The 12681-nt window shown below is 73.6% G+C and carries 13 protein-coding genes; 7 read left to right on the forward strand and 6 right to left on the reverse strand.

The genetic code is table 11. The annotated features are described in order from the left end of the window. Positions 1–6: 6 nt before the first annotated feature. The 3 genes from murC to ACF08F_RS27740 form a co-directional block, all read right to left on the reverse strand. On the reverse strand, positions 7–1398 hold the full coding sequence (gene murC, locus ACF08F_RS27730) for a UDP-N-acetylmuramate--L-alanine ligase (protein ID WP_392301231.1): 1392 nt from the start codon (positions 1396–1398) through the stop codon (positions 7–9). A 209-nt stretch (positions 1399–1607) separates the two neighbouring features. Then, complete coding sequence (locus ACF08F_RS27735; RefSeq protein ID WP_392301232.1) at positions 1608–2090, reverse strand: indole-3-glycerol phosphate synthase; 483 nt, start codon at positions 2088–2090, stop codon at positions 1608–1610. A gap of 105 nt (positions 2091–2195) precedes the next feature. Beyond that, positions 2196–3095 (reverse strand): pyrimidine reductase family protein, encoded by a 900-nt coding sequence (locus ACF08F_RS27740; protein WP_392301233.1) that lies wholly within the window; start codon positions 3093–3095, stop codon positions 2196–2198. Positions 3096–3158: 63 nt separating this feature from the next. Between ACF08F_RS27740 and zapE the strand changes: the two genes are divergently transcribed. The 5 genes from zapE (at position 3159) to ACF08F_RS27765 (ending at position 8208) form a co-directional block, all read left to right on the forward strand. After that, positions 3159–4244, forward strand: coding sequence for a cell division protein ZapE (gene zapE / locus ACF08F_RS27745; RefSeq protein ID WP_392301234.1), 1086 nt, complete (start codon positions 3159–3161; stop codon positions 4242–4244). A gap of 33 nt (positions 4245–4277) precedes the next feature. Beyond that, on the forward strand, positions 4278–4703 hold the full coding sequence (locus ACF08F_RS27750) for an OsmC family protein (RefSeq protein WP_392301235.1): 426 nt from the start codon (positions 4278–4280) through the stop codon (positions 4701–4703). Between the two features lie 136 nt (positions 4704–4839). Continuing rightward, positions 4840–6219 carry an alkaline phosphatase PhoX gene (locus ACF08F_RS27755; protein WP_392301236.1) on the forward strand — a complete coding sequence of 460 codons (1380 nt, stop codon included), beginning with the start codon at positions 4840–4842 and terminating at the stop codon, positions 6217–6219. An 86-nt stretch (positions 6220–6305) separates the two neighbouring features. Beyond that, complete coding sequence (locus ACF08F_RS27760) at positions 6306–7187, forward strand: PPK2 family polyphosphate kinase (RefSeq protein WP_392301237.1); 882 nt, start codon at positions 6306–6308, stop codon at positions 7185–7187. 130 nt (positions 7188–7317) lie between these two features. Continuing rightward, complete coding sequence (locus ACF08F_RS27765; RefSeq protein ID WP_392301327.1) at positions 7318–8208, forward strand: polysaccharide deacetylase family protein; 891 nt, start codon at positions 7318–7320, stop codon at positions 8206–8208. A gap of 229 nt (positions 8209–8437) precedes the next feature. Here ACF08F_RS27765 and ACF08F_RS27770 read toward each other — a convergent pair whose 3' ends face one another. Genes ACF08F_RS27770 through ACF08F_RS27780 form a run of 3 tightly spaced genes read right to left on the reverse strand, consistent with a single transcriptional unit; the run spans position 8438 to position 10154 of the window. After that, on the reverse strand, positions 8438–8629 hold the full coding sequence (locus tag ACF08F_RS27770) for a hypothetical protein (protein WP_392301238.1): 192 nt from the start codon (positions 8627–8629) through the stop codon (positions 8438–8440). Positions 8630–8658: 29 nt separating this feature from the next. Next, positions 8659–9309: an ABC transporter gene (locus ACF08F_RS27775; protein WP_392301239.1), complete on the reverse strand. Its 651-nt coding sequence runs from the start codon at positions 9307–9309 to the stop codon at positions 8659–8661. Further along, entirely contained in the window at positions 9306–10154 is an 849-nt protein-coding gene (locus tag ACF08F_RS27780; RefSeq protein WP_392301240.1) for an ATP-binding cassette domain-containing protein, read from the reverse strand. Before ACF08F_RS27780 ends, ACF08F_RS27775 begins: the two co-directional genes overlap by 4 nt. A gap of 91 nt (positions 10155–10245) precedes the next feature. Here ACF08F_RS27780 and ACF08F_RS27785 point away from each other — a divergent pair, with 91 nt between their 5' ends. Beyond that, on the forward strand, positions 10246–10959 hold the full coding sequence (locus ACF08F_RS27785; RefSeq protein WP_392301241.1) for a peptidyl-tRNA hydrolase: 714 nt from the start codon (positions 10246–10248) through the stop codon (positions 10957–10959). Positions 10960–11083: 124 nt separating this feature from the next. After that, positions 11084–12679 carry a DUF692 domain-containing protein gene (locus ACF08F_RS27790; RefSeq protein ID WP_392301242.1) on the forward strand — a complete coding sequence of 532 codons (1596 nt, stop codon included), beginning with the start codon at positions 11084–11086 and terminating at the stop codon, positions 12677–12679. Positions 12680–12681 lie beyond the last annotated feature (2 nt).

The following is a 12681-nucleotide window of genomic DNA, read 5'->3' on the forward strand; positions in this document are numbered from 1 at the left end:
TGCTCCTCAGTTCGCCAGGTGGTCCAGGATCCGCGGTCCGAGGTCCGTGACGTCGCCCGCGCCCATGGTCAGAACGAGATCGCCGGGCTTGGCCATTCCCGCGACGACCTCCGGGACGGTGGTCTTGTCGTGGACGGCGGTGACGTCGGCGCCGGCCCGCTGCGCGGCGGCGATGATCAGCTCGCTGGTGATGCCGGGGATCGGGTCCTCGCGGGCCGGGTAGATGTCGAGGACGACCGAGGCGTCGGCGAGGGCCAACGCGTCGCCCATCTCCTTGCCGAGCTCCTGCGTGCGGGAGAAGAGGTGGGGCTGGAAGACGACGAGCAGGCGGGCGGCTCCGGCGGCGCCGCGCATGGCCTCCAGGTCGGCGGTCATCTCGGTGGGGTGGTGCGCGTACGAGTCGATGACCTGGACGCCGGCGGCCTCGCCCTTCAGCTGGAGGCGGCGGCCGACTCCGGTGTAGGCGGTGAGGGCCTGGGCGAGCTCGGCCGGGTCGATGCCGACGCGGGAGCCGGCGGCGAGGGCCGCGGCGGCGTTGTGCGCGTAGTGGCGGCCGGGCACGGAGACGGTGAAGGTGTGCTCGACGCCGTCGAGGAGGACGACGACCTCGCTCTTCATGCCGTTCGGGGCGATCTTCAGGATCCGGGCGTCGGAGTCCTCGGACTCGCCGACCGTGACGATGTGCAGGCCCTCGCGGTCCGCGACCCGGCGGGCCAGCTCACGGGCACCGGCGTGCTCGCCGACGACCAGGGTGCCGCCCGGGCGGATCTTGGCGGTGAAGGCCTCGAAGGACTCGTAGATCTCGTCCATGGAGGCGTAGTTCGCGTGGTGGTCCAGCTCGACGTTGAGGACGATCGCGACCTCGGGGTCGTACTTCTGGAAGCTGCGGTCGCTCTCGTCGGCCTCGGCGACGAAGACGTCCCCGGAGCCGTGGCGGGCGTTGGTGCCGGGGCCCGCGAGGTCGCCGCCGATGGCGTACGAGGGGTCGAGGCCCAGCTCGGTCAGGGCGACGGCCAGCATCGAGGTGGTCGTCGTCTTGCCGTGCGTACCGGCGACCGCGACGGCGCGCAGGTCGTCCATGAGGGAGGCGAGCGCGTCGGAGCGGTGCACGACCGGGATGCCGAGCTCGGCGGCGCGGGCCAGCTCGGGGTTGTCGGCGCGGATGGCGCTGGAGACGACGACGGCGGAGGCGTCGTCGGCGAGGTGCTCGGCGGCGTGGCCGATGTGCACGGTGGCGCCGAGCGCGCGCAGGGCCTCGGCGGTCGGGGACTCCTTGGCGTCGCTGCCGGCGACCTTGGCGCCCCGCTGGGCGAGGATCTTCGCGATGCCCGACATTCCGGCACCGCCGATGCCGATGAAGTGCGGTCGTTCCATGGCGGCAGGGATGGCGGGTGCCATGCGGATCTCTCCCCGGGGTGCGTCTCGTATCTCCTACCTGTTGCGTACGCAACAGGTAGCGGTGGAAGTCCCCAGCCTAGTGGCTCCGGTCTCCGTGACCGGGGCCAGCCACGTCGGACGGTGTGCGGCCCCGGGCCGCGCCCCCTGCACGGGGCGCGGCCCGGGGCCGGTCGTCAGGGCCCGTCGGGCCCTGATCCGCCGGACAGGCCCTACGCGCCGTCCTGCTCGCTGTGGGCGAAGAGCTTGAGCACCGGGACGCCGACCTTGTGCCGGGCCCGGGAGGCCCAGTCCCGGTGGAAGAACTCCTCCACGTAGTGCGGGGCGGTGAGCACGATCACCTCGTCCGCCTCCGATTCCTCGACCACCGCCTTCATCCTGGTGAGCGGGTGGTCCTCGACGACCTGGCCGACCGCTTCGCAGCCTGCGTCTCTCAGGGCCTGGAGCGAGTGCTCCAGGGCCTGCTCGGCGGGGCCCCGGGCGGCCTTGCCCTCGGGTTCCCCGCCCTCGTGGGCGGCTTCCTTCAGTTCGCCCATGGCGACGTCGTCGATGGCCCGCAACAGCACATCGGCCTGGTCACCACGCGGCTGCATAAGGACGATGAAGGACACGCCCTCGTCGCCGTGCAGCGTGGTGACGAACTCCACGTCGACGGACGTCAGGGGCTTCTCGATCATCAGAACGCTTGTGAACACCTCAGGAGCCCTTCTGCGGAAACCATCCTTCCCCGTGCCCGCACGGGGTCTGCGACATAAGTGTGCCCAGCGGACGGAAAGCGGAACGACAAATTCCGCCGATTGTCAGATCCGACGGTAGCGGGTGAAGAGGAAGCCGTCCTGCTCCAGCACGGAAGCCACCGAGAAGCGTGTCGGGACGGCCACCGAAGGCCCTCCGGCGATCCGCTGGGCGGCACCCGCGGTCATCGTCGGCGAGATCGTCAGGCACAGCTCGTCGAGCACCTCCGCCGCCACGAACTGGCCGAGGAGCCGGGGTCCGCCCTCGGTCAGCTGGCGCCGCAGCCCGCGCTCCGCGAGGACCGCCACCGCGCGGGCGGGGTCCACCCCGGCCCCGTCGCCCGCGACCAGCACCTCGGCGCCCGCCTCCCGGGCGGCCCGTACGCGCTCGGCGGGCGCGGCGGCCCCCGTGAGGATCAGGGTCGGGACGAGCGGCTCCGTGAAGAGCGGCAGCGAGAAGTCGAGATCGAGGGAGGCGGTCACCACGGCGATCGCGGGTGCGGGGCCCTGCCCGGCGGCGGCCCGGCGGGCGGCGAAGGCCTCGCGCGCCCGGGCGGGGCGGTACCCCTCCAGGCGTACCGTTTCCGCGCCCACGACGACCACGTCGGCGAGGCCGCGCAGGGTGCCGAAGATCCGCATGTCCGTCTCGGAGGAGAGCGGCTGGGAGCGGCCGTCGTGCTGCCCGGCCCCGTCGAGGGACGAGACCATGTTGGCGCGCAGCCACACGGCGTCACCCTCCGGATACGCGTAGGCGTCGGCCAGCTCGTCGAGGGACCACTCCCGGCCGTCGGCCGCGGCGCCCCCGGAACCGGCCCCCCGGGCCTCTCCCGCGGCGTCCCCCCGGGCCCCCGCGGAGGTGCCCGTCGTGGCCTCCGCGGCCGCTGTGGCCTTGCCCGGGGCGGCCTGGCCGAGCTTCCCCGCGGCGGTCTCGTGGACCTCCCCCGCCGCGGTCTCGTGGGCTGTCATGTCCGTCACAGGGAGCAGGCGTCGCATCCTCGCAGTCTGACATGGCGCTTACAGTGGGGAACTGTGTCGACCCACGCCCTCACCGAAGCGGCTTCCACCGAAGCGGCCCCGCTCTCGCTCTGCTCCCGAGAGCCCCACGTCCCCGCCGACCGTCTCGTCGCGGAGATGGTGCCGCCGCCGCGCTTCGACTCCGTGCGCTTCGACACGTACCTGCCCGACCCCAACCAGCCCAGCCAGACGGACGCCGTCAAGGCGCTGAGCGGCTTCGCCGAGGGCCTCGGCGGGGCGCACGCCTCCGGTGCCGGGAAGCGCCGCTGGTTCGCCAGGAAGCCGGCCGCCCCGAGCGGGCCGCGCGGGGTCTACCTGGACGGCGGGTACGGCGTCGGCAAGACCCATCTGCTGGCCTCCCTCTGGCACGCGACCCCCGCCGACCCCTCGCTGAAAGCTTTCGGCACCTTCGTCGAGCTGACCAACCTGGTCGGCGCCCTCGGCTTCCAGCAGACGGTGAAGACCCTCAGCGGGCACCGTCTCCTCTGCATCGACGAATTCGAGCTGGACGACCCGGGCGACACCGTCCTCGTCTCCAGCCTCCTCGGCAAGCTCGTCGAGGCGGGCGTGGCGCTCGCCGCCACCTCCAACACGCTCCCGGGCAAGCTCGGCGAGGGCCGCTTCGCCGCCGCCGACTTCCTCCGCGAGATCCAGGGCCTCTCCGCGCACTTCATGCCGCTGCGGATCGACGGCGAGGACTACCGCCACCGCGGCCTGCCCGAGGCCCCCGCCCCGTACACCGACCAGGTCGTCACCGAGACCGCGTACAGGACGCCGGGCGCCTCCCTCGACGACTTCCCGCACCTGCTCGACCACCTGGCCAAGGTGCACCCGAGCCGGTACGGCGCGCTCACCGACGACCTCGCGGCGGTCTGCCTCACCGACGTCCGGCCGGTCCCCGACCAGTCGACGGCCCTCCGGCTCGTCGTCCTCGCCGACCGCCTCTACGACCGCGAGATACCCGTGCTCGCCTCCGGACTGCCCTTCGACCGGCTGTTCAGCGACGAGATGCTGAACGGCGGATACCGCAAGAAGTACTTCCGGGCGATCTCCCGGCTCACCGCGCTCGCACGCGACGCAAAGGGGCTTGTCGCGCAGTAGGTTGGGGCCATACCCGATCGAAAGGGATCCACCATGGCCACCGTGCGTCACGCCCACACCGTCTGGCAGGGCGACCTCCTCAAGGGTTCCGGCGTCGTCACCCTCGACTCCTCCGGCCTCGGCTCGTACGACGTCTCCTGGCCGGCCCGGTCCGAGGAGCCGAACGGCAAGACGAGCCCCGAGGAGCTCATCGCCGCCGCGCACTCGTCCTGCTTCTCGATGGCCTTCTCCAACGGCCTGGCCAAGGCGGGCCACGCTCCGGCGCGCCTGGAGACCAAGGCGGACGTGACCTTCCAGCCGGGCGAGGGCATCACCGGCATCCACCTCACCGTGACCGGCGAGGTCCCCGGCCTGGAGGCCGACCGCTTCCAGGAGCTCGCGGAGGACGCGAAGAAGAACTGCCCGGTGAGCCAGGCGCTCACGGGCACGACGATCACCCTCACCGCCAAGCTGGTCTGACCCGGAGTCAGACCGGGCGCCACACGAGGCAGTTGTGGCCCGCATGGTTCACGTGTCACCACAGTGCGTGATACACACATGCGGGTCACACGTCACATCACACACCTGTCCGCCAACAGGAAAAGTGGGTTGCCTCATGTCCGCAACACGACGTCAGATCCTCTCCCGCACCGGCGCGTCCGTCGCCGGCATCGCCTTCACCGGCGCCTTCTCCGAACTCTTCGCCGGCAGCGCGGCCGCCGCCGGGGACCTCGGCAGGCTCGGGGCGCGGGGCGGCTACGGCCCCCTCCTCCCCGACCCCGCCGGCCTCCTCGACCTCCCGGCCGGCTTCCGCTACAAGGTCCTCTCCCGGCAGGGCGATCCGCTCCGCTCCGGCGAAGGCCTCGTCCCCAGCAACCACGACGGCATGGGCGCCTTCGCCGGCCGGCGCGGACGCGTGCACCTCGTCCGCAACCACGAGAACCGGGTCACCGGGAAGATCGGCGTCCCGACCGTCCCCGGCCTGACGTACGACCCGGCCGCGAAGGGCGGGTGCACGGCCCTCGAACTCGACGGCCGGAACAACGTCCTGGGCGAGCGGGTCGCCATCGCCGGGACGGCCGTCAACTGCGCCGGCGGGCCCACCCCCTGGAACACCTGGCTGACCTGCGAGGAGACCGAGGACAAGGCCGGGACCAACGGCTACACCAAGGACCACGGCTTCATCTTCGAGGTCGACGGGGCCGACCCGCACCGCACCGGCGCCGTCCCCCTCACCGCGATGGGCCGCTTCCAGCACGAGGCGATCGCCGTCGACCCGGCGAGCGGCATCGTCTACGAGACGGAGGACGCCTTCCAGCAGCCCTTCGGCCTCTTCTACCGCTTCCTCCCGCGCAAGCCGCTCGGCGGCACCGGTTCGCTGCGCGCGGGCGGCGCCCTGGAGGCCATGCGGGTGCCGGGCGTCCCCGACCTCTCCGTGGTCCAGGAGACCGGCGCGCGCTTCGAGGGCGTCGAGTGGGTCCCCGTACCGGATCCGCAGGCGGCCGAGACCCCCATCCGGCTCCAGGACTTCGGCCCGAGGGGCATCACGCACGCCCAGAAGCTGGAGGGCTGCTATTGGGGCGGGCGGGCCGTGTACTTCGTGTCCTCCTTCGCCCGGCAGAAGGAGGGCTCCGGCGCCACCCACTTCGGGCAGGTCTGGAAGTACGAGCCGCACCGGCGCCGACTCACGCTCGTCGTCGTCTTCGGCCCGAGCACCGACATCCAGCTCCCGGGCGAGTCCCCGGACAACATCTGTCTGACGCCGGCCGGCGGCCTGATGGTGAGCGAGGACGGCGACGGGGCGCAGCACGTCTACGGGGTGAGCCGGAAGGGCGAGGTGTACGCGGTCGCCCGGGGGGCGCAGAACATCGGCACGCCGGAGGCGCCGGAGTGGGGCGAGTTCGCCGGCGTCACCTTCTCCCCGGACGGCTCCACGATGTACGTGAACTGCTACACGCCGGGGACGACGTTCGCGGTGACGGGCCCGTGGTGCTGAGCTGACGGGAGGGCCGGGGTCGCGGACGGCCTGGTTCCGTCGCAGGATCGGGGGGACGGCACGGGTCGCGGCGGAAGGGTCGGGCAGTGGCGAAGGTGAAGGCGAAGGAACGGCTGAGCAGCCTGCCGGACACACCCCTGCGGGACGTGCTGCGCGTGCCCGGGGGCGAGCGGCCCGACCTGTCCTCGTACGACGCCTCGGCGACCCCGGCCGGCCCCGCCGGCAAGGCGGCCGGCCTGGCCGCCACCGCCGCCCTCGCGCCGCGCCTCGCGGACCTCCAGGAACGCCTGTACGCGGCGAGCACGGCGGGCGACCGGCGCCGGCTCCTCCTGGTCCTCCAGGGCATGGACACCAGTGGCAAGGGCGGCACGGTCAAGCACGTCATCGGCCTCTTCAACCCCTCGGGCTGCCGCATCCGCGCCTTCAAGGCCCCGACCCCGGAGGAGCGGGACCACCCGTTCCTGTGGCGGATCACGAAGGAGCTCCCCCGGCCCGGGGAGATCGGCATCTTCGACCGCTCGCACTACGAGGACGTCCTCATCGCCCGCGTCCGCGACCTGGCCCCCCGCGAGCAGCTCGACCGCCGCTACGCCCAGATCAACCACTTCGAGAGGTCCCTCGCCGACGACGGGGTGACGGTCGTCAAGGTCTTCCTGCACATCTCGTACGAGGAGCAGCGCAACCGTCTCCTGGAGCGCCTGGACAACCCGGAGAAGCACTGGAAGTTCAACCCGGGCGACATCGAGGAGCGGTCGGTGTGGCCGGCCTACCAGGAGGCGTACGAGATCGCCCTGGAGCGCTGCACGACGGACGGGGCGCCCTGGTACCTGGTCCCGGCCGACCGCAAGTGGTACCGGAACTGGGCGATCAGCAAGCTCCTGCTCGAACACCTGGAGGCGCTGGATCCGCGGTATCCGCCGGGGGACTTCGACGTGGCGGAGTGCCGGAGGCGGCTCCTGGCGACGTGAGCGACGGTTCCCGTTTCCAGGCGATGGTGCGTCAGCTCAGTGCGGGGACTCGGGTTCTGCTGCTGTCGAGTCGCGAGCGTTAGACACTTTGATCGGATAACTTCCGATCGTGAACATTCCTGCACGAAACATGGCGGCGTTCGTTCTTCTGGGCGCCGCTCTGGTCGGCTGCGGCGGAGGCGGCGCCGAGGCTCCCGTGCCGACGGCGAAGACCCCGGCCGCATCCGGCAGCCCGTCGCCACGGGCCGACGCGGCGGCGGGGGCCGAGCCCGCACCCGCGCGCGGGGCGGGGCGGGGGGCGGTGCCCACCATGGCGCCGGGGCCCGGTGGGCTCACCCCGGTGTACTCGCGCCGGGTCGCGGGGGCGCCGAACAGTGCCGAGAAGGTCGTCGCGCTCACCTTCGACGCCGACATGACGGCCGATCAGGGGCCGAGGGCGGCGGGCGGCGAGCGGTTCGACAACCCGCAGCTCATCGCGACCCTGCGCCGGCTCAAGGTGGACGCCACCGTCTTCATGACGGGCCGCTGGGCGGAGGAGTACCCGGACCAGACCAGATCCATCGGCGGCGACCCGCTCTTCGAGATCGCCAACCACTCCTACAGCCACTACGCCTTCGCGTCCCCCTGCTACGGCCTCCCGGCCGTGGCGGGACCCGACATGACGGCCGACGTACAGCGGGCCTTCGACGCCTTCCGGGACGCCGGGGCCGTCAACGTCGTCCCGTACTTCCGCTTCCCCGGCGGCTGCTACGACGACGCCGCCCTCCGCTCGCTCGGCCCCGCCGGGGTGACGGCGGTCCAGTGGGACGTGGTCAGCGGCGACGCCTTCGCCAAGGACGCGGACGCCGTCGCCGAGCAGGTGCTCGACGGGGTGAAGCCCGGTTCGCTCGTCGTCATGCACTGCACGCGCAGCGCCGCGCCCGTCACCGAGCGGGCGATCCGCCGGATCGTCCCGGAACTGCGGGCGCGCGGCTACCGCTTCGTGAAGGTCTCGGAGCTGATGGGGAACGGGACCCGCTGAGGCCTGACTTCCGGATCTTGCCGGGCTCGCAGCGTGATCCGAGGAGGACCCTCTAGGGCGTGTTGCGAAAGTAGCGCCGGCCGCCCGAAGGGCGGGCCCGACGGGGTCTGGTGCGTGCGATCGCAAGGCGGAGGGTCGCCCCGATACTGGATGTATCGGGGTGATCCCGACAACGCGGCGAGCGTGCGTGCCAGGCGCCGTCGGGCAGGCGGGACTTTCGCAACACGCCCTAGCCCGAGCAGGCCGTACGCTCGGCCTCCTGCCACTCGCAGACCGGGCAGAGCGTGATCCCCTTGGTCGACTCCGGGTACTCGGTCGGCTCCTGGCACAGCACGCAGGCGGCGAAGGGGCCCTCGGCCGCCGGTTCGGGCTTCGGGCCGGCGGGCTCGGGGATGCCGCAGTACGACGTCGACTCGGTCATGTCTTCGAGCGTACGCCTCCGGGGTCCGCTCACTCCAGACGTGCCGTGGCCCGGCAGGCGAGGGCCGCCGTCGCCGCCGCGAGGAGCACGGCGCCCGCGCAGGCGAGCCACGGCAGCTGCGCGGTCGTCGTGCGGGAGCCGGTGACCAACGCGGTGAGGGCGTGCTTCGCCGGAGAGCCCGTGGTGACGAGGGCGAGGAGCGAGCCGGTGACGAGGGCCGCGACCGACCGGCCGGTGGTCCGAAGGAACGGCCGGGAGGCCAGCGCGCCGACCGCCGCGCCCGTCAGGACGCAGGCCCCCGTGGCGAGCAGCCCGGCACCCGCTGCGGCGGGCGCGCCGACCCCGCGCCGGTCGCCGACGGCGGTGAGCCCGAGCACGGCGACCGTGCCGAGGAGCCCCGGCAGCGCGGCCCCGGTGAGGAGCGTGGCGAGGTGGGCCCGGCCCCGGCCGGCGGCCGCGGCGACGACATCGCGGGCGGCGGGAGGCTCCTGGGTGAGGCAGATCCGCAGGCACCAGGCCGTCACCGGCACCAGGGCCGCCGCCGAGAAACCGAGCGCGCCGAGCACGGGTTCGCCCGCGCGGACGCCGACGGCGAGGACGGCCGCGTACAGCAGGAGGGGTGCGAGCCAGCGCTGCGAGCGGAGCAGCAGACCCGACTGGTAGAGAAGGAGCGCCCTCATACCCGTACGTCCTCCTCCGTGCCGAGGTGGTGGATGTGCCAGGAGGCCGCGAGGAGCGCCCCGAGCAGGGCGTCGGAGTGCGCCGCGGCCACGGTCAGGACGAGGGGGCGGGCGGGGTCGTCCGGGTCCGGCGGCTCGGTGGCGGGGGCGCCCGGCAGGCCCGTCGGGAGCGGTGTGCCGCCGGAGGCGGTGATCCGCACCCGGGGGCCGGCCGGTACGTCCCCCGCCGCGGCCGCCACGGCCCGTACCGCTCCGGACTCCACGGCGTACACCGCGTCCGCCTCCCCCGCGAGGCGGCGCGGGTCGTGGTCGACGAAGACGGCCGTGGCGCCCGCCGCGACCCGCTCCCGGACGGCGCGGTCGAGTTCCGCGCGGGCCCCGGTGTCGAGGCCGGTCCAGGCCTCGTCGAGGACGAGGAGATCGGGATCGGCGAGGAGGGCCTGGGCGACGGCGACCTTCTGGCTGGTGCCCTTGGAGAGCTCGGCCAGTTCCGTACGCCCGTGCCCGCCGGCCCCGAAGCGCTCCAGCCACTCCCCCGCCCGGGCCCGGGCCGTCGCCCGGCCGAGGCCCTGGACGCGGCCCAGGTGGACCAGGTAGTCGGTGGCCGTGAAGGGCAGGGCGGCCGGGAAGCGCTCGGGGACGTAGGCCGTGCGGGGCGGGCGGCCGGTGATCCGGCCCTCGCTCGGGGCGTCGATCCCGGCGACCAGCCGGAGCAGCGTCGACTTGCCGGTGCCGTTGGTGCCGACGACCCGGACGAGGGTGGCGCCGGGCACGTCGAGCTCGGCTCCGCGCAGCACCCACGGCCCGCGCGGACCGTACCGGCGCCCGACCCGCTCCAGCCTCATCCGCGAAGATCGATCGTCATACGGGGCATCCTGACCCGGAAGCGAGGACTCCCACAAGATCCGCCTCACGCCGCGGTGGCAGACTTGCCGGGTGAGCAGCGAAGAGACCGACCTCCGCGATGAGAAGCCCCAGTTCGTCCTCCCCTTGGTGGTGCGGATCGAGCGCGACGCGCCCCCGAGCCGTACCGACGCCCTGGAGACCGCCGCGCGGGCCGTCCTGGAGATCCTCACCGACGACCGTTCCCTCGGCGAGGGCGAGTGGGCGCAGGCCATGACGGACTGGCAGGACGCCCGGATCCGCAAGGTCGTGCGCCGGGCGCGCGGTGCCGAGTGGCGGCGGGCCGGGACGCTCCCGGGGATCGCCGTGACCGGTGCCGAGGCGGAGGTACGGGTCTTCCCGCCGGTGCCGCTCGACGGCTGGCCCAAGGAACTGGCCAAGCTCCAGGTGTCGGGCACCGACCTCGACGACCCGGCCGAGCCCGGTCCCGTGCCGGACGGGGCCGTGGTGCTCTGGATCAACCCCGGTCTCGACATGTCGGCCGGCAAGACCATGGCGCAGGTCGGACACGGCGCGCAGCTGCTGTGGTGGGCGATGGCGGACGCGGACCGGAAGGCCTGGCGGGAGGCGGGCTTCCCGCTCGCCGTACGCACCGCGACACCCGAGCGCTGGGCCGCGCTCACGGCGGACGGCACCGGGCTGCCCGTCGTACGGGACGCCGGCTTCACGGAGATCGCGCCCGGGAAGACGGTCGTGTCCGAGGGCAGCCACCTCTTCGCCTCCCGGCTGCGGCTGCGGCAGGCGTAGGGCCCGTCCGGGAGGCCCGTCCGCGGCCGGAACCTCAAATGTAGCTCTGAACGTCGCCCTCTTCGGGTTCGAACGTTTCCCTCCGGGTCATCACGTGGGTGACTGAGGACCGAAGGAGGGGGACATGACGGAACTCGGCATCGGCATCGGCTGGCGTCCCGAGATCGCGGAGGCGGTGGAGGCGCTGCCCGGTCTCGACTGGGTCGAGGTGGTCGCGGAGAACATCTGTGCCGACCACCTGCCCGACTCGCTGACCCGGCTGCGCGAGCGCGGCGTGACGGTCGTCCCGCACGGGGTGTCGCTGGGGCTCGGCGGCGCGGACCGGCCGGACCCGGCGCGACTCGCGGCGCTCGGGGAGAAGGCGGTGGCGCTGGGGGCGCCGCTCGTCACGGAGCACATCGCGTTCGTACGGGCCGGCGGACCGCTCACCGCCTCGCCGCTCCTCGAGGCGGGCCATCTGCTGCCCGTGCCGCGGACCCGGGACGCGCTCGACGTGCTCTGTGAGAACGTCAGGATCGCCCAGGACGCGCTGCCCGTGCCGCTCGCCCTGGAGAACATCGCGGCCCTGATCGCCTGGCCCGGGGAGGAGCTGACGGAGGGGCAGTTCCTGGCGGAGCTCGTGGAGCGTACGGGGGTGCGGCTCCTCGTCGACGTCGCCAACCTGCACACCAACCACGTCAACCGCGGCGAGGACCCCGCGCGGGCGCTGTCCGAGCTGCCGGTGGAGGCCATCGCGTACGTGCACGTGGCGGGCGGTGTCGAGCGGGACGGGGTCTGGCACGACACGCACGCCCACCCGGTGCCGGGGGCCGTGCTCGACGTCCTCGCGGACCTCGCCTCGCGGGTCTCGCCGCCCGGGGTCCTGCTGGAGCGGGACGACGACTTCCCGCCGGCGGAGGAGCTGGCGGCCGAGCTGACGGTGATCCGGGAGACGGTGACCGTGACCGCCGGGAGGCCGGGATCCGCCGGTGGGCCGGTGACCGCCGGGGGAACGGTGGACGTCGGAGGAACGGTGGGCGTCGGTGCGACGCGGTCCGCCGGAGGGGCGGTCCGGTCGCGCGGTGCCCGTTCGTCCGTGCTCGCCGCCCGTCCTACGCCGCTGCTGATCGGCGCCGGTGCGCGCGTGTCGGGCGGGCCGATGCCGGGCGCCGCCGCCGTCGAGGACCTCGCGCAGGAGTCCGGCTCCGTGGCCGTACCCGTTCCTGCACACGGGTCCGGCGTCGAGTCGGTGCCCGCGTCCGGGTCCGGTTCCCACGTCGAGCCCCGGTCCACGTCCGCGTCCCCATCCGCGCCCGCGTCCGCCCCGGGCGACGGCGCCCGGCAGCGCGTCGGGCTCGCGCAGGCCGCGCTGCTGTCGGCGCTCGTCGCCGGGACGCCCGCGCCCGAGGGGTTCGACAGCCGGCGCCTCGGCGTGCAGAGCCGGGCCCTCGCGGCCAAGCGGGCCGGGGTCGTCGCGAAGGTCGCCCCCGAGCTGCCGGAGATCCTCGGCAAGGACTTCCGGCCCGCGTTCCTCGCGTACGCCAGGACCCGTCCGATGACCGGCGGCTATCGCCGGGACGCCCTCGACTTCGCCGAACACCTGCTGCTCGCCGAGCGCCCCGAGGACCCGTCGGCCCGCCGCCGGCTCACGGAGTGGTGGCAGGACCGTTCCGGCAGCCGTCCGCCCGGCCGTGCCGTCCGCCTCGTCCGGGCCGCCCGCCACGCCCTCGTCAGGAGGTGACC

Origin of the sequence: Streptomyces sp. NPDC015130, from assembly GCF_043080005.1 — a bacterium.
Lineage (GTDB): Bacteria > Actinomycetota > Actinomycetes > Streptomycetales > Streptomycetaceae > Streptomyces.